The 26,378-nt window shown below is 60.8% G+C and carries 22 protein-coding genes; all 22 read right to left on the reverse strand.

The window, feature by feature from the left end:
- Positions 1–253: 253 nt before the first annotated feature.
- A complete protein-coding gene (locus tag DW211_RS05565) occupies positions 254–946 on the reverse strand; it encodes a regulatory protein RecX (protein ID WP_118259733.1) in 693 nt (230 codons plus the stop codon).
- Positions 947–957: 11 nt separating this feature from the next.
- Positions 958–2,106, reverse strand: a complete 1,149-nt coding sequence (gene recA / locus DW211_RS05570) for a recombinase RecA (protein WP_022094695.1) — start codon at positions 2,104–2,106, stop codon at positions 958–960.
- 257 nt (positions 2,107–2,363) lie between these two features.
- Complete coding sequence (locus DW211_RS05575; RefSeq protein WP_117736850.1) at positions 2,364–2,894, reverse strand: CinA family protein; 531 nt, start codon at positions 2,892–2,894, stop codon at positions 2,364–2,366.
- Positions 2,895–2,906: 12 nt separating this feature from the next.
- Complete coding sequence (gene pgsA / locus DW211_RS05580) at positions 2,907–3,455, reverse strand: CDP-diacylglycerol--glycerol-3-phosphate 3-phosphatidyltransferase (protein ID WP_229071689.1); 549 nt, start codon at positions 3,453–3,455, stop codon at positions 2,907–2,909.
- Positions 3,456–3,554: 99 nt separating this feature from the next.
- Entirely contained in the window at positions 3,555–4,904 is a 1,350-nt protein-coding gene (rimO, locus tag DW211_RS05585; protein ID WP_118259735.1) for a 30S ribosomal protein S12 methylthiotransferase RimO, read from the reverse strand.
- 27 nt (positions 4,905–4,931) lie between these two features.
- On the reverse strand, positions 4,932–5,429 hold the full coding sequence (locus tag DW211_RS05590; RefSeq protein ID WP_118259737.1) for a YajQ family cyclic di-GMP-binding protein: 498 nt from the start codon (positions 5,427–5,429) through the stop codon (positions 4,932–4,934).
- Between the two features lie 26 nt (positions 5,430–5,455).
- The gene (locus DW211_RS05595) at positions 5,456–6,967 is read right to left on the reverse strand and encodes a helix-turn-helix transcriptional regulator (RefSeq protein WP_118259739.1); all 1,512 of its coding nucleotides are present in this window, start codon (positions 6,965–6,967) and stop codon (positions 5,456–5,458) included.
- Positions 6,967–9,741 (reverse strand): DNA translocase FtsK, encoded by a 2,775-nt coding sequence (locus tag DW211_RS05600; RefSeq protein ID WP_233540957.1) that lies wholly within the window; start codon positions 9,739–9,741, stop codon positions 6,967–6,969. Before DW211_RS05600 ends, DW211_RS05595 begins: the two co-directional genes overlap by 1 nt.
- Before the next feature lies 1 nt (position 9,742).
- Complete coding sequence (locus tag DW211_RS05605; protein WP_117654800.1) at positions 9,743–11,413, reverse strand: ribonuclease J; 1,671 nt, start codon at positions 11,411–11,413, stop codon at positions 9,743–9,745.
- A gap of 640 nt (positions 11,414–12,053) precedes the next feature.
- Positions 12,054–14,300: a polyribonucleotide nucleotidyltransferase gene (locus DW211_RS05610; RefSeq protein WP_117639884.1), complete on the reverse strand. Its 2,247-nt coding sequence runs from the start codon at positions 14,298–14,300 to the stop codon at positions 12,054–12,056.
- 150 nt (positions 14,301–14,450) lie between these two features.
- A complete protein-coding gene (gene rpsO / locus DW211_RS05615; RefSeq protein ID WP_035138510.1) occupies positions 14,451–14,729 on the reverse strand; it encodes a 30S ribosomal protein S15 in 279 nt (92 codons plus the stop codon).
- Between the two features lie 138 nt (positions 14,730–14,867).
- Positions 14,868–15,617 carry a DNA repair protein RecO gene (gene recO, locus DW211_RS05620; RefSeq protein ID WP_118259741.1) on the reverse strand — a complete coding sequence of 250 codons (750 nt, stop codon included), beginning with the start codon at positions 15,615–15,617 and terminating at the stop codon, positions 14,868–14,870.
- 15 nt (positions 15,618–15,632) lie between these two features.
- A complete protein-coding gene (gene era, locus DW211_RS05625) occupies positions 15,633–16,691 on the reverse strand; it encodes a GTPase Era (protein WP_233540958.1) in 1,059 nt (352 codons plus the stop codon).
- Between the two features lie 12 nt (positions 16,692–16,703).
- Complete coding sequence (locus DW211_RS05630) at positions 16,704–17,081, reverse strand: diacylglycerol kinase family protein (RefSeq protein WP_099431794.1); 378 nt, start codon at positions 17,079–17,081, stop codon at positions 16,704–16,706.
- Positions 17,082–17,090: 9 nt separating this feature from the next.
- Positions 17,091–17,600, reverse strand: coding sequence for an rRNA maturation RNase YbeY (gene ybeY, locus DW211_RS05635; protein ID WP_118259743.1), 510 nt, complete (start codon positions 17,598–17,600; stop codon positions 17,091–17,093).
- A complete protein-coding gene (locus tag DW211_RS05640; RefSeq protein WP_118259745.1) occupies positions 17,597–18,583 on the reverse strand; it encodes a PhoH family protein in 987 nt (328 codons plus the stop codon). The genes ybeY and DW211_RS05640 overlap by 4 nt, the downstream gene beginning before the upstream one ends.
- Positions 18,564–19,856, reverse strand: coding sequence for a MiaB/RimO family radical SAM methylthiotransferase (locus tag DW211_RS05645; RefSeq protein ID WP_118259747.1), 1,293 nt, complete (start codon positions 19,854–19,856; stop codon positions 18,564–18,566). The genes DW211_RS05640 and DW211_RS05645 overlap by 20 nt, the downstream gene beginning before the upstream one ends.
- 9 nt (positions 19,857–19,865) lie before the next feature.
- On the reverse strand, positions 19,866–21,014 hold the full coding sequence (gene dnaJ, locus DW211_RS05650) for a molecular chaperone DnaJ (protein ID WP_099431798.1): 1,149 nt from the start codon (positions 21,012–21,014) through the stop codon (positions 19,866–19,868).
- An 81-nt stretch (positions 21,015–21,095) separates the two neighbouring features.
- Positions 21,096–22,199 (reverse strand): DnaJ domain-containing protein, encoded by a 1,104-nt coding sequence (locus tag DW211_RS05655; protein WP_199576703.1) that lies wholly within the window; start codon positions 22,197–22,199, stop codon positions 21,096–21,098.
- A 58-nt stretch (positions 22,200–22,257) separates the two neighbouring features.
- Positions 22,258–23,490, reverse strand: a complete 1,233-nt coding sequence (gene hemW, locus DW211_RS05660; protein WP_118259749.1) for a radical SAM family heme chaperone HemW — start codon at positions 23,488–23,490, stop codon at positions 22,258–22,260.
- A gap of 2 nt (positions 23,491–23,492) precedes the next feature.
- On the reverse strand, positions 23,493–24,536 hold the full coding sequence (gene dusB, locus DW211_RS05665) for a tRNA dihydrouridine synthase DusB (RefSeq protein ID WP_118259751.1): 1,044 nt from the start codon (positions 24,534–24,536) through the stop codon (positions 23,493–23,495).
- Positions 24,537–24,540: 4 nt separating this feature from the next.
- Positions 24,541–26,352, reverse strand: coding sequence for a translation elongation factor 4 (gene lepA, locus DW211_RS05670; protein ID WP_118259753.1), 1,812 nt, complete (start codon positions 26,350–26,352; stop codon positions 24,541–24,543).
- Between the last annotated feature and the right edge of the window lie 26 nt (positions 26,353–26,378).

Raw genomic sequence — 26,378 nt, forward strand, 5'->3', positions numbered from 1 at the left:
ACTCCTTTTTATGGATTCGTTACACAACAAAGCGAACCGTCCTTACGAACGGCTCGCGACATTTGAGTAATATGGGCGCAGCTTATGCGGGTCGGATACAGATAAACATATAAACAAACTCATCACAGATGAGCACATATCACAAAGCAAATGACAGTGTTTATCGTACGTTGAACCACAACAACTGTCAAATAAATGGCCCCAGCACGGCGGCTAAAACGCGGTGAACGGCAGGGCCACAAAACGCATACGCCTAAACCGCACATTCCTCACGTTCGGCATCGAGACGTGCCTTAACGGCATCGGCGGCGATGTGATACGAGAAGCCCTTGCCCATCAAAAACCGAACCAGTTTTTCGAATCCGCGCGTCTCTGGAACACGCCGCTTGGCGAGCAGGGCTGACGCACGCGCCAAATCGTCTTCGACGGCAAAATAATCCTCGGGATAACCGGGAATGTCATCGAGCACGACATGACGGCGCTTGAGCTCGGTCTCGATTTTACGCTGTCCCCAACCGCGCCGCTTGCGTTCCTCGATAAAGTACGAGCAAAAGCGGTTCTCGTCTAAAAAGCGATACTCGGTGGCACGCTCGACGGCGAAATCGATCGCGGGCTGGCGAAAGCCGTAGCGTGCCAACTTGTCACGGACCTCACCCGTCGCATGGTCGCGTCGCGATAGCATCTCGGTCACCATGGTAAGTGCACATTTACGCTCGATGAGCTGCACCGCTTCACGAAAGTTATCCCAATCACAGGGAAGATCGGGGCGATTTTTGACATACAGGCGCGCGACCCGCACGGGAATCCAAATGGACCGCTCAAAACCGCCCTCAAGCTCACAATCGATCTGTGCGCAAGGCTTTTTGGACGCATACCCGCTCGAGAACGAGGAGGCCGCCTTCTTATCGGGAAAGACGACCGTGGCCTCGGTCACCGTATACGACATGAGCGTAACCGCTACTCGTCGTCATCATCGAGCATGGCGGAACCATCGATGGCGTAAAGCTCGTCAAACTCCTCAGGCGCAGGCTGATCGGTCAGCTCGACCTCGGACGGAGCATCGTCATCAAACTCAAGCCCGCAGGCAAGGCGGACCTTATGCTCAATCTCGTCGGCGCAATCGGGGTGTTCGCGCAGGAACGCCTTGGCGGCCTCGCGACCGTTGCCGAGCTTGTCCTCGCCATAGGCAAACCAGGAGCCCATCTTCTTGCAAATGCCGCACTCGACAGCCATGTCCAGAATCGAGCCCTCCTTAGAGATGCCCGTACCGTACATGATGTCGAACTCAGCAGAACGGAACGGAGCTGCCACCTTGTTCTTAACGACCTTGGCGCGCACGCGGTTACCGATAACCTCATCCTTAAGCTTAATGCTGTCGATGCGGCGAATGTCGATACGCACCGAAGAGAAGAACTTAAGGGCGCGGCCGCCCGTCGTGGTCTCGGGGTTGCCGAACATGACGCCGATCTTCTCTCGCAGCTGGTTAATGAAGATGCATGTCGTGTTGGACTTGGACAGCGAGCCGGCGAGCTTGCGGAGCGCCTGACTCATCAGACGAGCTTGCAATCCGACCGTGGTATCGCCGATCTCTCCCTCGATCTCGGCACGCGGGGTCAGCGCGGCGACGGAGTCGACGACGATGGCATCGATGGCGCCGGAACGCACGAGCATGTCAACAATCTCGAGCGCCTGCTCACCCGTATCAGGCTGGGAAATCAGTACCTCGTCGATATCCACGCCAATGCGCGCGGCATACGTGGGATCGAGCGCGTGCTCGGCATCGATAAATGCCACCACGCCACCCATTGCCTGGGCTTCGGCCAGGATCTCGAGCGAAAGCGTCGTCTTACCGGAGGACTCAGGACCGTAAATCTCGACGATACGGCCGCGCGGCACACCGCCGATACCCAGAGCGGCATCGAGTGCCAGAGCGCCCGTGGGGATAGCCTCAACCTCAAGCTCGGGGCCGCCGTCACCATACCTCATGATGGAGCCTTGACCGAACTTCTTCTCGATCTCGGCCTTGGTGGTGGCGATCATCTCATCGCGCTCTTTACCCGTCGTGCGAGCATGAACGGTACGTACGGGACCTGAATTCTTGGCCATGAATAGCCCTCCTCTTAACAACCTGCATCGATAATAAACGAACGGCTGTTCGTGGTCAACCGTTCAGGCCAATCATATGCAGGCAGTCTTTCCAAAACCCAACCAAACGCCGACCAAACACTGACCAAATGCTTGACCACAAAGGGGCAAATAAGAACAAGAAAGGCAAAAATACACCTATGACCAGCGCAAACGCTAAATTCGTCAGGGATCCCTATCTCCACAATTAAGGGGCCCGAAGGCCCCTTAAAACACGTCTATTCCATAGAGTTAAGCACAAGGGCAATGCGCCCCAATGCCTCCGCGACCGCATGGGCACGAACACACGAACGGTCGCCCTCATAGTGGCAGCGCACAGAGTCCACGACCGGCACTTCCCCATCAGCCGCGCGATACGCCCAGCCAATATAGAAAGTGCCAGCCGGATCGTCCTCAGTGCCGCCGCCGGGGCCGGCATAACCCGTTGCGCTCACTGCAATATCGCTCTGGTACAGCTCCAGCGAACGCGCCGCCATCTCGCGCGCGGTCTGATGCGACACCGCGGTATAGCGGTCGAGCGTCTCCTGATCAACACCCAAAACGCGATGCTTGATCTCATCGCAGTAGGTCACCGCACCGCCACGCAGCACCGCCGAGGCGCCCGGGATATCGGCAATCGTCGAGGCGATCATACCTGCTGTCAGCGACTCAGCCGTCGAAACCGTCACGCCCCGAGCGCTCGCGCGCTCGACAATATGACGCGCCAGCTCCTCGTTATGTGCGGAAATCTGCTCAAAAGAGTCCGTCATACCCACCAGAACCTAGACCGAAAAGACGATCTTGCGGCAGTTCCAGAAGTACTGGGCGCCCGAGATAACGGTCAGGACAACGGCAACGGCGTACAGGAAGCGCGACACCGAGTAGATGCCGAGCGTCAGCGCCAGCGGGCCAAGGTGCAAGCCGGCCATCGCAAAGACGCACAGGTAACCGCAGATGGAGACCATCGTGGTCGCCGTCTTGTACTTGCCAAGCTTATCGGCGGCAACGACCACGCCGGCGGCACTCGCAACCATGCGTAGGGCGCTTACCAGCAGCTCGCGGAACAAGATGATGAACACGGACCAAACCGACACGGCACCAAAGTCCAAGAATAGCAGCAGGGCCGAGAATACGAGCAGCTTGTCGGCGATGGGGTCCAAGAATTTACCGAAGTCGGTAATCTCGTTGCGCGAGCGCGCCAGGTAGCCGTCAACCTTATCGGTGCACGACAGGATGACGTACAGAATGAAGGCAGCGGCGGCGAGCGGGCCGTCGAAGGTGCTCCAATCTGTACCGGCAACACTCGTGTGAGAAAGCGCCGACACAATCATGAACACCGGGATAAAGACGATGCGAACGCACGTCACGATGTTGGCGGGCGTCCAAACACTCGTCAGTTCCTTATTGCTCTCGTTTGCCACGACGCTCTCCTACTCCACAACATGGCCGATAAGCTCATAGCAGAAGCTATCGGTAAACTCGACCGTCAGAATATCGCCCACAGATGCCTCGCTGGCATCCAGATGCACCGCGCCATCGGAATCAGGCGCCTGGAACCAGGCATGTCCGATCAGCTCGGCGCCGTCCTCGGTCTCTTCGATACCGTCGACAATCACCTGGGCGCGCTCGCCCACATGTGCGGCAGTTGCAGCAAAACCGAGCGACTCGGCCAGGTCCATGGCCTCCTGGGCGCGCTCGAGCTTGACCTCTTCGTCGACCTGGCCCTCCATCTTGGCGGCCAGGCTGCCCTCCTCCTGCGAGTAGGCAAAGACGCTCGTGTAGTCAAAGCCGACGGTGTCCATAAAGTCGATAAGGTCGCGGAACTCGTCGTCGGTCTCGGTCGGGAAGCCGACCATGGCCGTGGAACGGATCACGATGCCGGGGATGCGCTCACGCAGATCGCGGAACAGGTCCTCGAGCTCCTGGCGCGAACCAGAACGGCGCATAGCCTTGAGGATGCGCGCGTCGCAGTGCTGCACGGGGATATCGATATAGGGCAGCACCTCGGGCGTATCACGAATGGTCTCAATGAGCTCGTCAGTCATGCCCTCGGGCTGCAGGTAGAGCACACGGATCCAGACGTTCTGCGGACGCACGGCCTCGGCGACGGCGCGCAGCAGCTGCGCCAGATTGCGCGGCGAGCCATCGGTGACGTCTTCGTCGGCAAAGTCGGTGCCCCAAATACCCGTGTCCTGGCCGATCAGCACGATCTCTCGCACACCGCCGGCAACCAGGTCGCGTACCTCGGAGATAATGCTCTCGGCATTGCGCGAATGATAGCGACCGCGAATATAGGGGATCATGCAGAAGCTGCAGAAACGGTTGCAGCCATCGGAAATCTTGACGTAAGCAACGGCGCCCTCGACAGTACGCTTGACTTGCGGAATATAGGCAGCGATCTCACGCTCGACACCCAGCACGCCATCGATGACCGCCACGATGCCGTCCTCCTCGTCGGCCTTCACAAAGGCAGCGACCTCGGGCAGCTCATCGGGCAGGTCGTCGCCATAGCGCGACGGCACACAGCCGCACATGACGATGGGACAAGAACGAACGCCGTCCTGAACCTCGTTGGCGAGCTCGAGCGTGGTCTCGATGCTCTCGGACGTTGCGGAGGCGAGGAACGAGCATGTATTGACGATGGCGATATCGGCATCCTGTGGGTCGAATGCCTCCTCGTAGCCCGCGGCGGTCAAAAGAGAACGCATGCGGTCGGTGTCAACCTCGTTCTTAGCGCACCCGAGGGTGATGTAGAGCACGGAGCCCAACGGTGTATCCATGTTGAAGAGCAGTCCTTTCGAATGATATTAGCGGTAGTTGGTGAACTGCAGCGGCTGGCCGTAGTCCTGGTCGCGCAGGAATTGGATAACGGTCTGCAACGCGTCCTTCGAAGCAGAGGAAACACGCAGCTTCTCGGCCTCGATGGTCACCTTGACCTTGAGCTTTTGGTCCTTGATGTTCTTATTGATCTTCTTGGCGGTCGCCTGGTCGATACCCTCGACGATATGGCCGAGCACGCGCACGGTGCCGCCCGATGCCGCCTGCGGAGCATCCCACGAGACAGCCTTGAGGTCGATGCCGCGCTTGATGAGCTTGGAGCTCAGGACATCGATGATCTGCTTGGAGACAAAGTCGGCCGGGGCGTTGATTGTAAAGAGCTTGTCGCCCTTCGAAAGCTCGATCGTGGCGCCGGAATCCTTCAGGTCATAGCGCTGGGAAATCTCGCGCGTGGTCTGCTGGAAGGCGTTGTCGACCTCTTGCATATTGACCTCGGACACGACGTCGAAGCTGGAATCTTTAGCCATGATGTTTCCTTTCGCGTACGAGCGGCTTAGTAGCTATCGTACGAATAGTCAGTAGAATCGGTGGGCGTCTGGCCGTCAGTTGCGGTATCGGCGCCATCCGTGGACTGGGCATCGGTGCCGTCGGTGGTGTCGGTACCATCGGTGGTGTCGGCACCATCAGAACTTTCACCATTCTCGGAATCAGTCGTCTCCTTCTTGGGAACGGTGATCGTCACGCGCGCCACGCCCGAGGTCTTGGTATCGTAACGGACCTTTTCGCCGTTCTTGGTAACGGTGACATCGGAAGGCTTAGACGTGGTGATCTCGATCGAGGACTCGGGCGTGTACTCCTGCTCAAAGGGGCCAGTCGCCTGGGCGCCATAGACCGACTTGCCGTCGACCTTGACCTCAATCCAAGCAGTCTTGCCCTTGGCAACGGAGATCTTGACCTTCGTTACCTCGTTCTCTTCCTTTTTAGCCGTCGTCTTGGAGGCGTCCGAATCAGTCGACTCGTCAGTCGGCTCATCGGTGTCCTCATCCTCGTCGACGATTTCGGTCTTCTTAGAAGACTTCTTGGTCGTCGTCTTGGTAGCAGTGGGCGTCTCGGGCGTGGTCTCGGGCGTCGAAGATGCGCAGCCGCGCAGAAGTACCACGATGAGCACGATCAGCAGCAACGCCACGGCACCGATACCGGCGTAGACGATACGCGGATCGAGCCCGTTGTTTTGAGGAGCACGGGAACCGCCGCGTCCACGACTGGAACTGCTGCGGCCGCCTCCCTGAGGCATACGGCCACGATGGCTATCGGAACGGCCGCGATAGCCACCCTGGCCCTGAAGGCTGCGCTGACCCGATCGGGGCGCAAGTTCACCGCGGCCTTGATAGCCACGCTGGCCCGCACGCGGAGCCGAAGAGCGCTGGCCATACGGCTGTGATTGAGAGCGAAGACGCGGCGTCACCTGCGTGGTATCGGCGTCCGCATAGCCGCCGCGAGCACGACCGGCAGAGATACCACGGTGACCGCGATCGGAATAGCCGCCGTCGCCGTAGCCGGCACGAGGGTCACGCGCCACGCCGCGGGCAGCGGGAAGTGCACGGTCCTCGGGCATCGGCGTACTGCGGAACCGGTCACGCTGCGAGCGAATCTCCTCGCCCGAACCCGTCTCGGTAATATAACCGGCCTGCTGAGGACGCTGTCCATAGCGAGTCGAACGACCGCCCTGAACCATCAGGAAGCGCCCGTTATCGACAGAGGAACGCGAATTGACGTAGCCGGCGGCGTCCTGGAAACGACCGCCCTGCTGCGACGTCTCGCGTTCGTATGCCATCAGTTCGTCAAAGTAGGCATTGACGACCTCGCGCGGATTGAGGCCCAAAAAACGAGCATAGCTCGAAATCATGCCCTGCGCATAGCCGCGCGGCGGCATCGAAGCAAAGTTACCGGTCTCGAAAAACTCGATGATTTGCGGCCTGATTTTGATGGTGTTGGCGACCTGCTGAATGGAAAGGCCCATTCGGCGACGCTGCTCGAGCAGCATGTCACCAAAGCGTGCAGCCATCAGAATCCTCCAAACTCACGATCTTCACGTGCCATCTCGGCGTCGACAGATTCCAGCGCGGCAAGCCCTTCCTCGTCCAACAGGACCTCGCGCGGCTTGGAACCGTCGGGCGGGCCGACGACACCCTTTTCTTCCAGCATGTCCATAATACGCCCGGCACGCGCATAGCCAACCTTCAGGCGGCGTTGCAGGCCAGATGTGGAGCCCAGCTGCGATTCCACCACAATATGGGCGGCTTCCCAAATGAGCGGATCATCGTCTTGCGGCTCGGCGACTCCGGTGCGGACAATGCCGCCACCAGCCATGGACATGGAAGCGGGCGCCACGGCGGACAGAATCTCCTCGTGGTAGTCGGGCTCGCTCTGCGACTTGACGAACTCGACAATCTCGTTGATTTCGTCGTCCGAGACAAAGCAGCCCTGGATACGGCGGGGCTTGCCCCAGTCGACCTTGGAGAACAGCATGTCGCCCAAACCGGTGAGCTTCTCGGCACCCATCTGGTCGATGATGACGCGCGAGTCGATGCCCGTGGCGACGTTAAAGGCGATGCGGTTGGTGATGTTGGCCTTGATGAGGCCCGTCACCACGTTGGAGCTGGGGCGCTGCGTGGCAACGATAAGATGAATACCGGCGGCACGGCCCAGCTGTGCAATACGCACGATCGAGGCCTCGACATCCTTACCGGCGACCATCATCAGGTCAGAGAGCTCGTCAATGATAATGACAAGGTAGGGCATCTTTTGCGGCGGATTGTCGTAATGCTCAAACTCGCCAGCAGCCTGCTTTTCGTTGTAGGTCGAGATCTTACGCACGTTGAGACGCTCGAAGACCTTCAGGCGACGCTCCATCTCGGACACAGCCCATTGCAGAGCGCTCGCGGCCTGCTTGGGCTCGGTCACCACGGGCACATAGAGATGCGGCAGACCGTTATAGCCCGCAAGCTCGACGCGCTTGGGGTCGACCATGATCAGGCGAACGTCCTCGGGAAGGGCGCGCATGAGCAAGGTCGTGATGATGGAATTGATCATCACCGACTTACCAGAACCGGTCGTACCGGCAATCAACAGGTGAGGCATCTTGGCGAGGTCGGCGACAACCGGCGTGCCCTCGGCGTCGCGGCCGATGGCGAGCTCGAGCGGACCGCCCTTCACATAGGGCAGCACGTCGCCCAGATTGACGTTCTGGCGCTTGCGGTTGGGAATCTCGATGCCCACGAGCGAGGTGCCGGGGATCGGGGCAAAGATACGCACCGACTGGGCAGCGAGCGAAAGCGCGATATCGTCCTCGAGGCTCGAGATTTTGCTCACACGCTCGCCCTCACCGGGCTGCAGCTTAAAGGTCGTCACCGTGGGGCCGGCGATCCAGCCGACCACGCGGGCACTGCGGCCAAACTCAAGCAAGGTGGATTGCAGTGACTCAGCGGTCTGCTCCAGCTCCTTGTCCGAAGACGCGGCGGAAGCCGACTGCGGGTTGGCATGCAGGATTTCGAGCGGCGGAAGCTTGAGGCCGTCCTCCTCTTCGCCCTCGTTATCTGCGGCGCCGCCGTCCGCTCCCCCATCACGAGCCGCAGCCGATTCGACAGCACTCGTGGCAGGCGCATCGGCAACCTTGGGATGCTTCAAGAAGTCGGGAATCTGAGGTGCGGCTGAAACAGGGTTCACGGCAAACGGCGGCTCTGACTCGTCAACCTTGTCCGGATCGTCCTCCATCGAAAGCTGTCCAATGACCTGCCCGCGCTTGGCGTGGCGACGCGGCAGCAAGGTTGTCTTGGCGGTCTCGAGCGGAGCCTCGTCGTCCTCGTCGTCACCCTCGGTGAGCTCAATCTCGCTATCGGACCAAGACGGGTCGGGCTCGCTTGTGTTGAGCTTGGGCGCAGCCTTGCCCTTCTTGGCATGGCGGCGCGGCAGCAGCGTGGTCTTGGCGCGCTCGGCTTCAACCGACTCGGATACGTCGACAAACGGGTCATCGTCCTCGTCGTCATCCAAAACCGGGTCGACATCGCCACCCATGACCGTGGTCACCGCGGCGTCAGTCCCCTTCTGGCGCAAAATGCTCAGGTGCGGACGAGCGACGCCGGGAACAGACAGGGCCTCTTCATCGCCCCACGGGCTCGCATTGACATCGGCACGTCGACGCTCGGCAAAATCGGCAGCGCGATCGCGTGCGGAGCGCAAAACGCCACCCACCGAAAAGCCGATAATGACCAAACCAACGACGACAAGCCCCAGCAGGACAACCATGGCGATAGGTTTACCCAAGGCGTTTTGCAAGGCACTTGCGATAAAGGCGCCAATGTAGCCGCCCGACACGGAAAGGTTCTGCGGCGTAAACATAAGGTCGCACGAATCGCTCGTGCCCGGCACCATCAGCGAAAGAATGGAGACGACGGCGATAAAGACCAAGGCGCCGCCCGCAACAGAGCGCACGTTGAGCGGCGAGTCCTCACCCAAAAAGAGCGTGGCGGCAAACAGCAAGATGACGATCGGCAGCACGTAGGCGCCCAGACCAAAGCCCAGGTGGTAGAAACCGGCAACCGCAGCCGTCACGGGCGCTGTTGCCGGAGAGATCACGGCAATGAAGGACGCGATCGCCAAAACGGCGATGACCACACCGGCGATATCGCGATTGGCCGAAGGCTCGACCAGGGGCTCAAACTCATCAAACTCGGACTCGTGGCCCTTATTGGCACGCAGATGGGAACCGGCACCCTTAGCAGATGCCGGTTGGTTATTGGCCTTATTGCCTTTGGCGTTTTTTGCAGATCCGCGCGCCAAACTAAACCTCCATGACGACCGGGATGATCATCGGACGGGTGCGCGTACGGCTCCAGATAAAGTTAGAGAGCGAATCGCGCACGGCCTTGCGAATGGCATCGGAACCGCTGCTGGTAAAGCTAAACTTACCCTTCTCGATCGTCTTCATAATGGACGCGGAGGCATCCTCGGAGAACTGGTCGTCGATGGCAAACGAGACGCCGCGGCCCGAGAACTCGATGGCCTCGATCTTCTTGTGTTTGAGGGAGACAATGGCAACGGCCGTGACCATACCGTCGTTGGCGAGCTTCTGGCGATCGCGCAGGACGATGGGGTCGGTATCGCCGATACGCAGGCCGTCGACGTAAACGACACCGGACTCGACGGGCGTACCGCGCTTGACGATACCACCGCGCATCTCGAGCGTGTCGCCGTTATCGAGGATAAAGATATGATCGTCCTTGATGCCCATCTTGCGGGCCAGCTGCGCATGGGCGCGCAGATGCACGGCCTCACCGTGAACCGGCATAAAGTACGTGGGCTTGGCCATGGCCATCAGGAGCTTGAGCTCCTCCTGGCTACCGTGACCCGAGACGTGGACGAGAGCGCGGTTCTTATCCCACACGTCGCAGCCGAGCTTGGCCAGGCTGTTGACGACCTGCTGGACGGCCTTCTCGTTGCCAGGAACGGGAGTTGCCGAAAGGATAACGGTATCGCCCTCGTGGATGGAGAGCGTCTTGTGCTCGCCATTGGCCATGCGGGACAGGGCCGACAGCGGCTCGCCCTGCGAACCGGTGCACATGACGACAATCTTATCGTCGGGCAGGTTATCGATATCGAAGGCATCGATGATATCGGCGTCATCGATGTTGAGGTAGCCCAGCTCACGCGCCACGCGGGTGTTCGTGAGCATGGAGCGACCGGTCACAACGACCTTACGGCCGCACTTGCGGGCGGCATCGCAGATCTGCTGCAGACGATGGATGTGGCTCGAGAACGACGCGACGAACACGCGACCCGGGGCGTTCTTGATGGCGTGCAACAGGTTGGGACCAACCTCGGCCTCGGACTTGGTAAAGCCGGGAACCGTGGCATTGGTGGAGTCGGAAAGCAGCAGGTCGATGCCCTGCTTGGCAAAACGGCTGATAGCGGCATAGTCGGGCGTGACGCCGTCGATGGGAGTCTGGTCGAGCTTAAAGTCGCCGGTGTGCATAACGGTGCCCTGATTGGTGCGGATGAACACGCCCAGAGCGCCGGGGATGGAGTGCGTCATCGAGAAGAAGTCGAGCGAGATGCCGCCGAGGTTGACATGGCTGCCGCCCTTGACCTCGCGGAACTTAGGCGCGCGGATGCGGAACTCGGAGAGCTTGCCCTCGATAAAACCGAGCGTCAGCTTGCTCGAGAAGATGGGCACCTTGTTGTTGAGGTCCTGCAGCAGGTACGGAAGCGAACCGGTGTGGTCCTCGTGGCCGTGAGTAACGATGATACCGCGGAGCTTCTCCTCGTTCTCCAGAACATAGGTGTAGTCGGGAAGCACCAGGTCGATACCGGGCTGGGAGTCATCCGGGAACATAAGACCGGCGTCGACGAGCACCATGTCGTCGCCGCACTCGAAGACCGTCATGTTCTTGCCGATGCCATCAAGGCCGCCGAGCGGGATGATCTTCAAGGGAGATGATTTTTTAGCTGCCATAGGTGAGTGTGGTTTCCTTTCTTCGAAACGGGTCTGGAACAACCGACGGGGCGCTTCTGGCAAACCGACCGCCGGGAACGTACAAACATGCATCGCAGAGTCGATGCAATAACCACAGTATGATACCCATTTGCACAACAACAGACCACCCATGCATGAAAGCCCCATCCAAACCGGTCTATCCCGCCGGTTTCCCGTGGGGCGGGCACTGATGAAGTTTCCTGCTCTACAGTCCTGCTCACGACGGAGGCCACATTAAGTGGCCTCCTGTTCGTGCGGAACTCGCGATAAACTTCATCAGTGCCCGCCCCACGGGAAACCTGCCAAAAAGGGACAGGTTTATTATGGTCGGTTTTATCTGGGAAGATGCTGCTGCGGCTATCTACAGATCTGAAATCTGACTACTGAATAGACTGTCTAACTAAATAGCGAGCGGCACTAACCAGTCCTTTTGCTTGCGCCCGGGAGGGCCGCATATGAAGTTTATCGCGAGTTCCGCACGCAAAGGAAAGCACTTAATGTGCTTTCCGTCTTGCGCAGGACTGTAGAGCAGGAAACTTCATATGCGGCCCTCCCGGGCGCAAGCAAAAGGGCGACCCCTGTCCGGAGTCGCCCTTGCGGTGCTGGTTATGTACGGCTGTTACTCGGCGTCGTGGTGACGGCGGGGCTTGCGGCCTCCGTTGTCACCGGGACGGCGCGGACGGTCGCTGCGCTCAGAGCGCTCGCGACGCGGACGCTCACGGCGCTGGAAATGCTCGCCGTCGCCCTCGGAGGCACCCTCGGCACGAGCCGGGGCCTCGGGCTTATCAAGACGATCGAGCGAGATCTTGCCGCGATCGTCGACCTCGATGACGACGACCTTGACCTCGTCGCCCACGTTGAGGACGTCCTCGACCTTCTCCACGCGGCCCTTGGCGACGCGGGAGATGTGCAGCAGGCCGTCCTTACCGGGCAGCAGGTTGACGAAGGCGCCGAAGGGCTGGATGGAGACCACGCGACCGGTGTACTCCTCGCCCGGCTCGGGAACCTTGATGATGAGCTTGATGCGCTCGACAGCCTGGTCGACGGACTCGCCGGTGCCGCCGACAAAGACGGTGCCGTCCTCCTGGATGTCGACCGAAGCGCCGGTCTCGTCCTGGATGCCGCGGATGACCTTGCCGCCGGAACCGATGACGTCGCGGATCTTATCGGTCGGAACCTGGATGGAGACGATGCGAGGAGCGGTGCTGCGCGTGGTATGACGCGGCTCGGGGATCACATCGAGCATCTTCTGCAGGATGAAGGCGCGACCCTCCTTGGCCTGCTGCAGGGCGCGGGCCAAGATGTCGAAGGTGAGGCCGGTGGCCTTGTTGTCCATCTGCAGGGCGGTGATGCCCTCGGTGGTGCCAGTGACCTTAAAGTCCATGTCGCCCAGGAAGTCCTCGAGACCCTGGATGTCGGACAGGACCACGGTCTTGCCCTCCTCCTGGATCAGCCCCATGGCGATACCGGAAACCGGGCGCTTAATGGGCACGCCGCCGTCCATAAGGGCAAGCGTGGAGCCGCAGGTCGAAGCCATCGAAGAGGAGCCGTTGGACTCCATGACCTCGGAGACGACGCGGATGGCGTAGGGGAACTCGTTCTCGTCGGGAAGCACCGGAAGCAGAGCGCGCTCGGCCAGATTGCCATGACCGATCTCGCGGCGCTTGGGGCTGCCCATGCGGCCGGTCTCGCCGGTGCAGAAAGGCGGGAAGTTGTAGTGGTGCATGTAGCGCTTGCCCTCGGTGGGCTCGATGGTATCCAGACGCTGGCCCTCGTTAAGCATGCCGAGCGACAGGACGGAGAGCACCTGGGTCTGACCGCGCTGGAACAGGCCGGAGCCGTGAACGAGCGGCAGATAGTTGTCCTTCACCATGATGGGACGGATCTCATCGGCGGCACGGCCGTCGACGCGCTCGCCGGTCTCGACGACCATGGTGCGCATGGCCTTCTTCTCGAGCTTCTTGAGCGCCACGGGGATCTCGCGCTCCCAAGCGGCCTGCTCCTCCTCGGTGAACTCGGCACGGATGGACTCCTTCAGAGCCTCGACCTTGCCGATACGGGAGAGCTTGTCGGCGTCGCGAAGGGCGGCTGCCATCTCGTCGTAGTGGGCGAAGATGCGCTCCTGGACCTCCTCGACGGGCTGGTCGAGCGGGTACTCCTTCTTGACGATGGCGCCGTTGACCTGCTCCCACTCGGCGACAAACTCGTCCTGAGCCTGGCAGAAGGCAGCAAGGGCCTCCTGGCCAAACTTCATGGCGGCGAGCATGTCGTCCTCGGAGATCTCCTCGGCGCCGGCCTCGACCATCGAGATGAAGTCGGCAGAGCCGCCCAGCTCCAGGTCCAGATCGGAGTTCTCGCGCTCCTCATAGGTGGGGTTAACGATAAACTCGCCGGTCTCCACGTTGCGGCCGATGCGCACGCAGGCAAGCGGGCCCTCGAAGGGCACGCCGCCGAGCGTCATGGCCAGGGAAGCACCCATGACGTTGATGACGTCAAAGGGGTTGACCTGGTCGGCGACGAGCGAGGTGGCGACGATGTGCACCTCGTTGCGGAAGCCGTCCGGGAAGCTCGGACGAATCGGGCGGTCGATCATGCGCGCGGTGAGCGTGGCCTTCTCGCTGGGACGGCCCTCACGCTTGAGGTAGCCACCCGGGATGCGGCCGGCGGCGTACATCTTCTCGTTGAAGTCGACGGTCAGCGGAAAGAAGTCGTAGTTCTTACGCTCCTTGGAGACGACCACGGTGTCGAGCATCGTGGTGTCGCCCTGCTTGACCAGACAGGCGCCGGTGGCCTGCTTGGCAAGCTCGCCGGACTCAAAGGTGTAGGTCTTGCCGTACAGCTCAAAGGTCTTGGATACGAGTGTCATTGTTCTCCTTTACCCCACAGGCCCCTTGCCTGCGGGCTTCTCATGTGACGCGGGCCCCCTGCCCCCGCCACGCTTCAGAGCGTGATTGTTCACGCCCTTACACAAAAAGAGCGCCCCGCTGCGCAGGACGCTCTTAGCATGTACAAATCCTTACTGGATGTTGTCGCGGATGCCCAGAGCCTTGATGAGCTCACGGTACTCGACGATGTCGTTCTTCTTGATGTAGGAGAGAAGACGACGACGACGGCCGACGAGCATGAGCAGGCCACGACGGGTGTGGAAGTCCTTCTGGTGGGACTTCATGTGCTCGGTCAGCTCCTTGATGCGCTCGGACAGGATGGCGACCTGAACCTTGGGGTTGCCGGTGTCGACCGGGGTGTTACCGAACTGGGCAGTCAGCTCAGCCTTGCGCTCTTTGGAAACAGTCATTGTTTCACCTTTCGTTTCTTGTCGCCCGCGGGCGACACTATTCGCCTCGGACTGGGAAGCCGCCGGTGGAGCGAGCATCCAAGGTCGAGGTACCAACAGGTCGGTATGTTACCACAAGCAACCCGCGCCTGCGCATCATCACCGACCCAACATGAATTCCATCGCACGGAGGCGCTGATCGGTGTGCGTCGCAGCCCACACATGCGAAAGCCCGAGCAAGAACGCCGCCGTATGCGGATCGATTCGCTCGACCATGAGTGCATCGAAGGTCATGGACATGAGGGCGCGCAGCCACGCGACCTCACCGGTCGACACCAGCTCGGCACCCGGAACGCTCGACGCGCACGAACCGCACATGAGCCCGCCCGCCTGGGGCGAAAAGTACGACAGCATGGGGTCTCCGCACAGCACGCAGGCCGAAAAATCGGGTCGATAGCCCACGTGCGACAGCAGTTTAAAGACAAAGGCCGCCACGAGCAGGTCCATATGTGCCGTGTCGAGCCCGCTGCCCACCAGGGCAAGCGCTCGCTGCGTGATGGCAAAGGTAAACGGGTCCTCGGCGTCCTCGAACGAGCACACGCGCGCAACCTCGGCGATCGCGCTTGCGGCGCAGGTCGTCTCGTAATCGGGCGCAACGCCGAGCGGCGCCTCCATAAGCTCGGCCTGGGAAACCACGTCGAGCGAGCGTCCATGTGCGAGCAGCATATCGACGGTACAGAATAATTCGCAGCGCGCCGCCAAGCGCCCACCGGGTTTGCGGGCCCCCTTTGCCACGGCACGAACCTGGCGACCCCGCTCGTCAAGCATCGTCAGAATCAGATCGGTCTCTTTGAGCTTGGTTTTGTCGAGCACGAGCACCTTCGTGCGATATGTCCGGGAGCCTGCCATGCGCGCTGCGCGTCCTTAGTCCTCGGCGTTGTAGCCAAAACGGCGAATCTGAGCCTCGTCGTCGCGCCAACCGGCCTTGACCTTCACGTCCAACTCCAAAAAGACCTGCGTGCCAAAGATGCGCTCAAGATCGCGACGGGCGTCGATACCGATATGCTTGATCATCTCGCCGCCCTTGCCGATGATGATGCCCTTTTGGCCCTCACGCTCGACATAAATGGTGGCGTGCACACGCAGCACCTTCTTGGTCTGCTCGAGCGCATCGCAAATAACGCCAACGGAGTGCGGAATCTCATCACGGGTGCGGCGCAAGACCTTCTCGCGCACAAACTCGGCAACGAGCGTCTCATCGGAAGCGTCGGTACCCATGTCCTCGGGGAACCAACGCGGACCCTCAGGCAAAAAGTGCGCAACGGTCTCGATAAATGCATCGACGTTGAAGTTCTTGACCGACGACGTCACGATCTCGTCGTCATATTCCATGAGTTCGTGGGCTGCCTTAAGCTGCTCCATGACCTGTGCGGGGTCGGCCTCATCGGCCTTGGTGAGCACCAGGACCTTCTTGGAACGAGCGTTCTTGACGCGCTCGGCAACCCAGGCGTCTCCCCTGCCGATCGGTTTGGTGGCATCAATCAAAAACGCGACAACATCAACATCGTTCAGCTCGAACAACGCGCTCTTGTTGAGCTCGGATCCCAAGCCGTCCTTGGGCTTATGAATACCGGGGGTATCGACAAAGACCAGCTGATAGCCGGGGCGGTTGACGACGGCGCGCATGCGGCGGCGGGTCGTCTGGGCCACCGGCGAGGTGATGGCGACCTTTTTGCCATAGCAGGCATTAAGCAGCGTAGACTTGCCAGCGTTGGGACGACCGACCAGGGCCACAAAGCCGCTGCGGAAACCGGGCTCAACGTCACCAAAGCCCATAGGACCGTCGTCCTCGTCGCACAGGGCGTCGAGTTCCTCATCGCTCATGCCCTCAAACGGGTCGAACTCCTCGACTTCCTCGGTATCCACCGCGTCCAGGGACACGTCGTCCAAAATCTCATCGGTAGGCTGCATATTGTCGGACATGAGAATCCCTTTCTAAATAAAGCCGAGCGCGTGGGCAAATACCAGCAAGCCCACAATCGCGGCGGTGATGGAAAGAACGTATACAGAGGCGGCGGCGATGTCCTTCGCACGCTTGGCCAGCGGATGAAGCTCCTGGGTCGCCAGGTCGACGATGGCCTCCATAGCGGTGTTACACAGCTCGCCGTGAATCACCAGGCCACAACAGATGATAATCGTGGCCCACTCGGCAATATCGAGCCCCACGATGCAGCCGGCAATGACGGTGCACACGCCCGCCACGAGCATGACCTTGATGTTGCGCTCGGTCTTGACGGCAGTGACGAAGCCCTCCATGGCATAGGAGAACGACTTTAAGAAGGACGGATGGTCCTTGTTCGATCCGGGAATCATAGACGGCTCCTAGTCGTGGGCATGGTTGGTGATGGGGCCGACGTGGACTAGTTTGGGGTCCTCGCCGCGCTCGAGCGCCAGATCGCGCAGGATGGCGTCTTCGCAGGCCTCCATGACCTCGGCCTCATCGTCCTCGATGTGGTCGTAACCCAGCAGATGCAGCATTCCGTGCACGAGCATCAGTCGGCACTCATCGGCGGGGCTATTTCCAAAACCGGGAGCCTGACGGGCAATAACCTGCGGGGCCAAGATAATATCGCCGAGCTCGAGCGTCTCGTCGGCGGGAATATCCTCGTCAAAGGCCGAATCGCACTCAAACGAGAGCACATCGGTGGTGCGGTCGATACCGCGCCACTCGTGGTTAAGCTCGTGCATCTCGTCCTCGTCGACATATGAAAGGGAAATCTCGACCTCACGCTCAACGTCCTCGGCGGCAAGCACGACCTCGCAGATGTGCTCCACCTCTTGCGCGTCGAGCAGCGTATCGAGCTCGGCATCGTTGCTGATCAATACACTCAACGGGACTCCTTTCGGTCGCGCGAGCGCTGCTCACGCACGTCATCATAAGCATCGTATGCCTCGACGATACGACCCACCAAGGCATGGCGCACCACGTCGGCACGCTCGAGGTGAGAAAATGCGACATCGTCGACACGGCCCAAAATCTGCTCAACGTCGGCAAGACCGCCACGACGACCCACCAGGTCGCGCTGGCTCAGGTCGCCGGTAATCACGAACTTGGAGTTGAAGCCCAGGCGCGTCAGAAACATCTTCATCTGCTCGGGCGTGGTATTTTGCGCCTCGTCGAGCACCACGAAGGCATCGCTCAGCGTACGACCGCGCATGTAGGCGAGCGGGGCGATCTCGATCACACCACGCTCCATAAGCTCGTCGGTACGTTCACGATCCATCATGTCAAACAGGGCATCGTAGAGCGGACGCATGTAAGGGTCGATCTTTTCCTCGAGGGTGCCGGGCAAAAAGCCCAGGTTCTCCCCCGCCTCGACAACCGGACGCGTCAAGATCAAACGGCCCACCTCGTGGCGCTTGAGCGCGGCAACGGCAAGCGCCATGGCCAGATAGGTCTTACCGGTACCGGCAGGACCCAAACCAAAGGTGATGGTATGCGAGCGGATGGCATCCACATAGCGCTTTTGGCCGAGCGTCTTGGGGCGAATGACGCGGCCGCGATACGAAAGCAGCACGTCATCGCGAAGCGATGTGGCCTCATGCTCGCCGTCGCGCAAGACGGCCAGGCAACGTGAGACATCGTCGGAAGAAAGGGTACGACCGGCCGCCGCCTCGCGAAAAGCGTGTTCAAAATAACGCGCCACGAGTTCGACCTCATCCGGGTCACCGCTCACGGCGATGCTATCGCCACGGGCGACCACGTGAGCGCGAACCAAGCTCTCGAGCGCACGAAGGACGCCGTCGCCGACGCCCAAAACGCGCGAGGGATCAATTCCCTCGGGAACGGTAAGTCTAATCTTCGAGGCTTCCATGGACCTCCCTGCGCGCATGGACCAAGCCGGAATCATCGACTCCGATGATAGCAACATCGAGCAGACACGGGGCTGTAAGTCCACAGGTATCGTCAAGACGGGCATGATGGAACGAGCCGAGCGTCAGGTTGTCACCATACTCGAGCACGGCACGCTCGACGGTGCCCACGCGACGACGAGCATCGGCAATAGCGAGCTCCTGCGCCGCGGCTCGCATACGGCGGCTGCGCTCGGCCATAACCTCGGGCGGCACCTGGTCGGGCATGTCGGCAGCAAGGGTACCGGGACGCTTGCTGTAGCGGAACACGTGCATACGTGAGAAACCCACACGGCGGCACAGCGCCAGCGACTCCTCGAACTCCTCGTCCGTCTCACCAGGAAAACCGACGATGACGTCGCACGAAAGAGACGCCTGGGGCAAGTTGGCGCGAATCATACGCACCGTGTCCTCAAAGGACTCCGCACTATAGGGACGACCCATGCGATGCAAGGTTGCCGTACAGCCGGACTGCACGGGCAGGTGCAAAAACGGGGCAATACGCTGCGGATAGCGCGCCATAACCTTAAGCAGGCGCTCAGAGATATCCATGGGCTCGACCGAGGAAATGCGCACATGCGCAATAGTCGTGCGCTCCATGATGGCCTCGAGCAGCTCATCGATTTCGACATGCTCGTCGGTCGCGCTCTTGCCATCGTAGGCACCCAGGTTCACACCGGTCAGCACCACCTCGGGCACGCCGGCCTCCCGGGCCTCGCGAACTTGCTCAAGCACGGACTCGACGGGCACGGAGCGCTCGGGGCCGCGCGCCTTCCACACAATGCAATAGGTGCAGCGATGGTTGCAGCCGTCCTGGATCTTCACGCCCAGGCGAGAGCGACCGAGCGCATCGACCACCTCGCCATCGCTGCAGGCGGGAACGCTATCGGACTCAACGCCCAGCACCTCGCAGACACGTTCGGCGACATCGATCTTGGACGGCTCGGCGATCACGCGATCCGAAAGCTCCAACAGCTCCTCGGGATGCAAATTGACCACGCAACCGGTCACGAGCACATAAGGCTCGTTTGGATGGGCCAGCGCATGACGGACGGCCTTACGGGTCTTGGCCTCGGCCTCGCCCGTAACGGCACAGGTGTTAATGACGATCAGATCGGCATTCTGGGGCTCTACCATAGCAAAGCCCAAGCGCATAAGATCGGCAGTGATACGGTCAGACTCAACCCGGTTGACACGGCAGCCGAGGTTGACGACGGAAATATGGGGTGCGAGCACGCGGGCTCCTTAATCGAGGATATCGTCGAGGGCACTCTTGATACGGTCGGTCACCGACTTCTTACCGGAAGCGACGTCATCGCCCATCTCATCGGCAAAAGCACGGAGCAGCTCGCGTTGCTTATTGGAAAGATTGGTGGGAACGACCACGCGCAGTTGCACGATCAGGCGGCCACGCGAACCGCCACCGCCAATGCGCGGCATGCCGTAATTATTGACGCTCACGGTGTCGCCGTACTGGGCGCCGGCGGGAACCGTCACCTTAACGACCTCGTCGGGCATAATGCCCTCGACCTCGATCTCGCAGCCGAGCGCAGCCTGCGCAATCGAGATATCGCTCACCAGGTACAGGTCGTCACCGTTGCGCTTAAAGCGCTCATGGTCGGCAACGCGCACGTTGACAATCAGGTCGCCCGAAGGCTCGCCGCGAAGACCGGCCTCACCAAAGCCGCTCACACGCAGCTGGCGACCGGTCGAAACGCCGGCGGGAATATCGATGTCGATCTTTTCGTGCGAAGGCGTGCGGCCCTGACCGTCGCAGGTCTCGCAGGGATGGTCGATAACCGTGCCCTCGCCATGGCAGTCGGGGCAAGGCGAGGAAGACTGAACCTGGCCCAAAAACGATCGCTGAACCGTCGTGACGTAGCCCGTACCGTGGCAGCGGCCGCACTGCTTTTCCTGTGCACCCTCGGCCCTACCGGTACCGTTGCAGTCCTCGCAAGGAGCAAGGCGATCATAGCTGATCGTCTTTTTGCAGCCGAGTGCCGCCTCCTCGAGCGTCACCGAAAGCGAGATGGCCATGTCACGTCCGCGACGACGCTCACGACGGCTGCGGGCGCCACCACCGGCGCCACCGCCAAAGAACGACGAGAACAGGTCGTCCATGCCCATGCCACCAAAGATATCGTTGATGTCGACATAACCAGAGCCACCGGGGCCGTCCGCGGTGCCGTAACGGTCGTAGTTAGCACGCTTCTGCTCATCGGAAAGAACGGAATAGGCCTCGTTGAGCTCCTTGAACTTGGCCTCGGCCTCGGGATCGTCCGAAACATCCGGATGTACGGTACGGGCCTTCTTTAAAAACGCACGCTTAATCGTCCGCGCGTCGGCATCCCTGTCGACGCCAAGCACCTCGTAGTAATCCCTATTTTCCGACACGACCGAATCCTTCCAACTTTCATTATTGTCACAGTGCGTCCTATACCCAAGCTGGGCCGACCGCAAACAAAGGGTTTGATGTTATTGCATTTGATACGGCGAAAGCATGGCCCGTTGCGAGCAGCTCGCGAACCAAACCGACACGAGCGCGAACATGAAGCCGTTGGCAAAACCGTTGGCAAACTGCATCGCACCGCGCTTCCACCACAGCAGGCTGCGATGAAGCACACCGTCCGAAAGCACCATGAACAGGCCCATGGTAAACGGAATAAAGCACATCACGGCAAAGGCCGAGAACACGCCCGAGATGGCCGACAGCACCAAAAACGGCGCCACAATGCCCATCAAGTAAAAGCCAGTACGAGCTTTGCCTTCCAAGCGCTCGGCCTCAACATGGGCGCGGCCGACCAGGTCGCCGCCCGCGGCACCGTTGGTGCCAGCATGACCCATGCCGCCAATGCGGACCTCGTCGCCGTCATGCGTGCCGGCAGGAAACTCAATCGTCTGCTCGGAGGTCACACGGGTTCGCCCGCTGCCACCGCAATCGGGGCAGGGGTCGGCCACGACCTTACCGGAACCGCCGCACTCGGGGCAGACCGACTGGAACGTGCCCGCACCAAACAGGAAGGACAGGTCGACGTCGATGTGGCCGCGGCCACCGCAGCTCGGGCAGGTATGTGCATGCTCGGACGAAACAGAGCCCGAGCCGCCGCAGTGACCACAGGTATCGAAGCGCGTGTAGCGGACGGTCTTGCGGGCACCGCCCTTGGCCTCCTTGGCGTCGAGTTTGATATCGACGACCACGTTGGCGCCGTTCTCGGGATTGTAGGCAGCCTGGCCGCGACGCTGCTGGCCCCAAGCGCTACCAAAGGGAAAGCCGCCCTCAAAGGGATTGCCATAGCCCGTGCTGCCGGCGTAGCCGCCACCATAGGGCGAAGCCGTAGGAGCACCGGCAAAGGGATTGCCAGAACGCATGGCGTCGTAGCGCGCACGTTTTTGCTCATCCGAAAGCACGGCGTAGGCCTCGGAAACCTCTTTAAACTTTTCCTCGGCATCCGGCTCTTTATTGACGTCCGGATGGAGCTTACGGGCCTTTTGCTGGAAGGCCTTTTGAATATCACGCGAGGTGGCGTCCTTGGAGACACCCAGAATCTCGTAGTAATCTTTTTCGTTCATCGTCGCCATGCGCGGCAACCTCCTGCTCACAGCAGCGTATATATTCCGGTAATTCTACCCGAGCGGCCTAAGCTAGATCCCAAAACAGCTCGAACAGAACATTTCCATCGAGCCAGCCCAGATGGGTCGGCGCCAGACGAGCTCGAACATGGCCCGCGACGACATCTGCCGAAGTGAAGGGTCCCTCATGACCCCAGAGTGTCTCGGGCACCCAAGTGGCAAGACCCAATTCGAGCGAGCGATCGCAGGCAGCTGCCAGCTCGCCCGTTGGGATGACGCACGCTGCACGAACCAACAGGTCGGACGCGACACCGCGCGTCATGCGACAAGCGAGCATCAAGTCTTCGGCGACAGCCTCGCGCTGCGACAGATATTCGGCCTCGAACGCCGTCGCGTCATCGTCACGTTGCACCAGACGCACGCGGTACGCATCGCCTCGAGAAGACACGCCGGGGAACAACTTAGCCAGGCGATCGAAATCCTCAGCATCGAGCATGCCCGCGGCAGAGCGTCCTAGACCCAAATAGCCCTGTCCAGTCCAGTAGGCAATGTTATGGGCGCACTCATGGCCGTCGAGCGCGTAGCTTGCCACCTCATACGGATGATAGCCGGCCGTACCCAGGCGCTCACGCGCCGCGTCCATGCACGAAGCCTGAAAATCCTCGTCGGGCTCGAGCGACTCGTCGCGGCACGCCATGCGATAAAGGGGCGTCCCCTCCTCAAGCGTGAGCGGGTAGATCGACACATGATGCGGCGCCGCCGCCAGCACGCCATCGAGCGTGCTCCGCCAACTTGCGGCCGTCTGCCCGGGAAGGCCGCACATCAGGTCGCACGACACATCGAGGCCAGCGTCCTTCACCGTCGCGATAGCCGCAAGTGCCCGATTGGCATCGTGAATGCGGCCAATAGCAGCCAGCTCGGTATTGTCGAGGGTTTGCACGCCCAGAGAGATGCGCGTGACACCCGCCTCGGCAAGCGCGGTGGCGAGCTCAGCGGTCAGGGACTCAGGATTGGCTTCGCAAGTATATTCAACGGGTTTGCACCACATGGAGATACGACGGGCAAGTTCCACCAGGCGCTCCCCAGCAAGTGACGGCGTGCCGCCGCCAGTATAGACCGTGCGGACCTGCGCAAGCGCCCCGGCGTCGCCAAAGGAATCGAGGCGCGCATACAACTGCTCAAAATACGAATCGAGCGCGGCATCCAGATCACACGCAGCAAAGCTGCGCGAGTCAAAGTCGCAGTACCGGCACTTTTGGGCGCAAAACGGCACGTGCACGTACAGCGCGGTAACGGCCACCGTTAGGCCTCCAGCGGATGAGCAGGCACCGACTCGCCGGCGGCAAGCGCGGCCTCGCAGGCCACCACGTCGCGCTCGATATCATCGACCAGCGCCATAAACTCCTCGTACGTAGAGCAACGCACCACCTGAGCGCGCCAGGCGGCGGAATGGGGCATGCCCTTTAAGTACCAGCTTGCGTACGTGCGAGCACGCGACATGAGCGGCAGAAGCTCATGCGTCAACGTCAGGTGCTCGCGCAGAGCCTCCAGGCGCTCGACCGAGGAGCGAGAAGGAACCGGCGTGCCATCGAGTGCAAGGGCTCGGGCATCGCCGAACACCCACGGATTACCGTAGATACCGCGCGCGATAAACACCGCGCTGGCACCCGAGCCGTGCAGATGCTCAGCAGCGTCCTCGGCCGAGAACACATCGCCCGAACCAATCACGGGAATCTCGACAGAATCGGCAACCTCATCGACGACCGACCAGTCGGCCTGGCCCGTGTAGAGCTGCGTGGCGCAACGACCATGCACGGCGACTGCGGCAGCCCCTGCGCCCTCAAGCATCTGGGCAAATGTCGCGGCATTGCGGTCCTCGGCATAAAAGCCCTTGCGAATCTTGACGGTCACGGGCACGTGCGCCGCGCCCACCGTGGCCTCGACGATCTTCTCCGCCAGGTCGGGCGTGCGCATGAGCGCCGAACCCTCGCCCTTGGTAACAACCTTGCGGGCGGGGCATGCCATATTGATATCGATGAGCGACAGGCGATCGCCAACGCGCTCCTCGACGGCGGCAACGGCGCTCGCAAACTGCTCGGGCTTGGAGCCAAAGAGCTGCACGCAAATCTGCTGCTCCTCGTCGGCCGGTAGCACCAGGCGCCAGGTCTTGTTGCTGGCATAGGCAAGGCCCGCCACGCTCACCATCTCGCTGTAGGCAAGGTTGGCACCGCGGAGGCGGCACATGATGCGGTAGGCAGGGTCGGTCACGCCCGCCATGGGAGCCATAAGGAACGGCTGCTCGGCATAAGCACCCAGCAGCCGCTTACTGTAATCAGAAAGCGCCATGGACCTACTCGTCCACCTTGAGGATCGCCATAAAGGCCTCCTGCGGAACCTCGACCGATCCGATGGCTTTCATGCGCTTCTTGCCCTCTTTCTGCTTCTCGAGCAGCTTGCGCTTACGCGAGATATCGCCGCCGTAGCACTTAGCAAGAACGTCCTTGCGACGCGCCTTGACGGTGGAACGGGCGATGATCTTGTTGCCGATAGCACCCTGGATGGGCACCTCGAACAGCTGACGCGGGATGATCTCCTTGAGCTTGTCGCACAGGCCACGGGCCAGGCCATATGCCTTGTCCTTATGGACGATAAACGAAAGCGCGTCCACCTCGTCGCCCGAAAGCAAAATATCGAGCTTCACGAGCTCGGAGGGACGGTACTCGTTGAACTCGTAGTCGAGCGAGGCGTAACCCTTGGTGCGGCTCTTGAGCTGATCGAAGAAGTCCAAGATGAGCTCGGCGAGCGGCATATCAAAGCGCATCTCGACCGATTTGCTCGTCAGGTGGATCATGTCGGTCGTGACGCCGCGGTGCTCGATGGCGAGCTGCATGACGGCACCCGTGTACTCAGGCGGGCAGATGATCTTTGCCTTGAGGTAGGGTTCCTCAATACGATCGATGCGGGTGGCCTCGGGAAGGTCCTGCGGACTGCGGACATCGATCATCTCGCCGTCGGTCTTGTAGACGTGATAGTCAACTGAGGGACTCGTGGCAATGAGGTCCAAGTTGAACTCGCGCTCCAGGCGTTCCTTGACGACTTCCATGTGCAGCAGGCCCAGGAAGCCCACGCGGAAGCCAAAGCCGAGCGCCACCGAGGTCTCGGGCTCCCACACCAACGACGGGTCGTTGACGTGCAGCTTATCGAGGGCGTCACGCAGGTTCTCGTAGTCCTTGTTGTCGATCGGGAACAGGCCCGTGTAGACCATGGGCTTGGCCTCGCGGTAGCCCGGCAGAGGCTCGGGGCAGGGGTTCGAAGCCCACGTAAGGGTATCGCCCACGCGCACAGCCTCGGGGTCCTTCAGACCCGTGACCACATAGCCAACCTCGCCGACGGTCAGAGCATCGACCGGCGTCTCGGCAGGGCGCTTGACGCCCACGCCGTCGACCAAGAAGTCACCCTTGGCCTGCATCATGCGCAGGGTATCGCCCTTTTTGATAGAGCCGTCAAAGACGCGCACCGTGGCGACGACACCACGATACTCGTCGAAGTACGAATCCAGGATGAGCGCCTTGAGCGGCGCGTTCGCATCGCCCTTGGGCGGAGAGATCAAAAAGACAATGGACTCCAGCAGATCATGGATGCCCTCGCCGGTCTTGCCCGAGACGCACACGGCATCATCGACAGGGATCGCCAGGTCATCCTCGATCTCGGTCTTGACCTCATCGGGGTGTGCCGACGGCAGGTCGATCTTGTTGATGGCCGGCACAATGTCCAGATTGGCGTTCATGGCGAGCGTCGCGTTGGAGACGGTCTGCGCCTCGACACCCTGGGTGGCATCGACGACGAGCACCGCGCCCTCGCAGGCGGCCAGAGAACGCGAGACCTCGTAGGTAAAGTCAACGTGGCCCGGCGTATCGATCAGATTGAACTGATACGTCTCACCATCGTCGGCGTCATAGGAAACGCGGACGGCATTGGACTTGATCGTAATGCCGCGCTCGCGCTCGATATCCATGGTGTCGAGCAGCTGCGACTCCATGTCGCGTTCGTCGACGGTATGGGTGAGCTCGAGGATGCGGTCACTGATCGTGGACTTGCCATGGTCGATGTGCGCAACGATCGAGAAGTTGCGGATGTGGGAAATGTCAATTGAAGTATTCATGCGGACTATCTTACCCGAGCGGTACA

Source organism: Collinsella sp. AM18-10 (assembly GCF_003471585.1).
Lineage (GTDB): Bacteria > Actinomycetota > Coriobacteriia > Coriobacteriales > Coriobacteriaceae > Collinsella.

Coding starts and splice junctions, on each gene's coding strand:
- recA (WP_022094695.1), bottom strand. CDS start 2,106: ATGGCCAAGAATTCAGGTCCCGTACGTACCGTTCATGCTCGCACGACG.
- DW211_RS05630 (WP_099431794.1), bottom strand. CDS start 17,081: ATGATTCCCGGATCGAACAAGGACCATCCGTCCTTCTTAAAGTCGTTC.
- era (WP_233540958.1), bottom strand. CDS start 16,691: ATGTCCGACAATATGCAGCCTACCGATGAGATTTTGGACGACGTGTCC.
- lepA (WP_118259753.1), bottom strand. CDS start 26,352: ATGAATACTTCAATTGACATTTCCCACATCCGCAACTTCTCGATCGTT.
- rimO (WP_118259735.1), bottom strand. CDS start 4,904: ATGGATACACCGTTGGGCTCCGTGCTCTACATCACCCTCGGGTGCGCT.
- DW211_RS05565 (WP_118259733.1), bottom strand. CDS start 946: ATGTCGTATACGGTGACCGAGGCCACGGTCGTCTTTCCCGATAAGAAG.
- DW211_RS05575 (WP_117736850.1), bottom strand. CDS start 2,894: ATGACGGACTCTTTTGAGCAGATTTCCGCACATAACGAGGAGCTGGCG.
- DW211_RS05640 (WP_118259745.1), bottom strand. CDS start 18,583: ATGGAAGCCTCGAAGATTAGACTTACCGTTCCCGAGGGAATTGATCCC.
- DW211_RS05590 (WP_118259737.1), bottom strand. CDS start 5,429: ATGGCTAAAGATTCCAGCTTCGACGTCGTGTCCGAGGTCAATATGCAA.
- rpsO (WP_035138510.1), bottom strand. CDS start 14,729: ATGACTGTTTCCAAAGAGCGCAAGGCTGAGCTGACTGCCCAGTTCGGT.
- DW211_RS05655 (WP_199576703.1), bottom strand. CDS start 22,199: ATGGCGACGATGAACGAAAAAGATTACTACGAGATTCTGGGTGTCTCC.
- DW211_RS05595 (WP_118259739.1), bottom strand. CDS start 6,967: ATGGCTGCACGCTTTGGTGACATGCTGCTCGAGCAGCGTCGCCGAATG.
- DW211_RS05610 (WP_117639884.1), bottom strand. CDS start 14,300: ATGACACTCGTATCCAAGACCTTTGAGCTGTACGGCAAGACCTACACC.
- pgsA (WP_229071689.1), bottom strand. CDS start 3,455: ATGATTGTGTCGGCGCTTTCTCACACGAGTGTTGCCGGTACAGATTGG.
- DW211_RS05605 (WP_117654800.1), bottom strand. CDS start 11,413: ATGGCAGCTAAAAAATCATCTCCCTTGAAGATCATCCCGCTCGGCGGC.
- dusB (WP_118259751.1), bottom strand. CDS start 24,536: ATGGCGCTTTCTGATTACAGTAAGCGGCTGCTGGGTGCTTATGCCGAG.
- recO (WP_118259741.1), bottom strand. CDS start 15,617: ATGGCAGGCTCCCGGACATATCGCACGAAGGTGCTCGTGCTCGACAAA.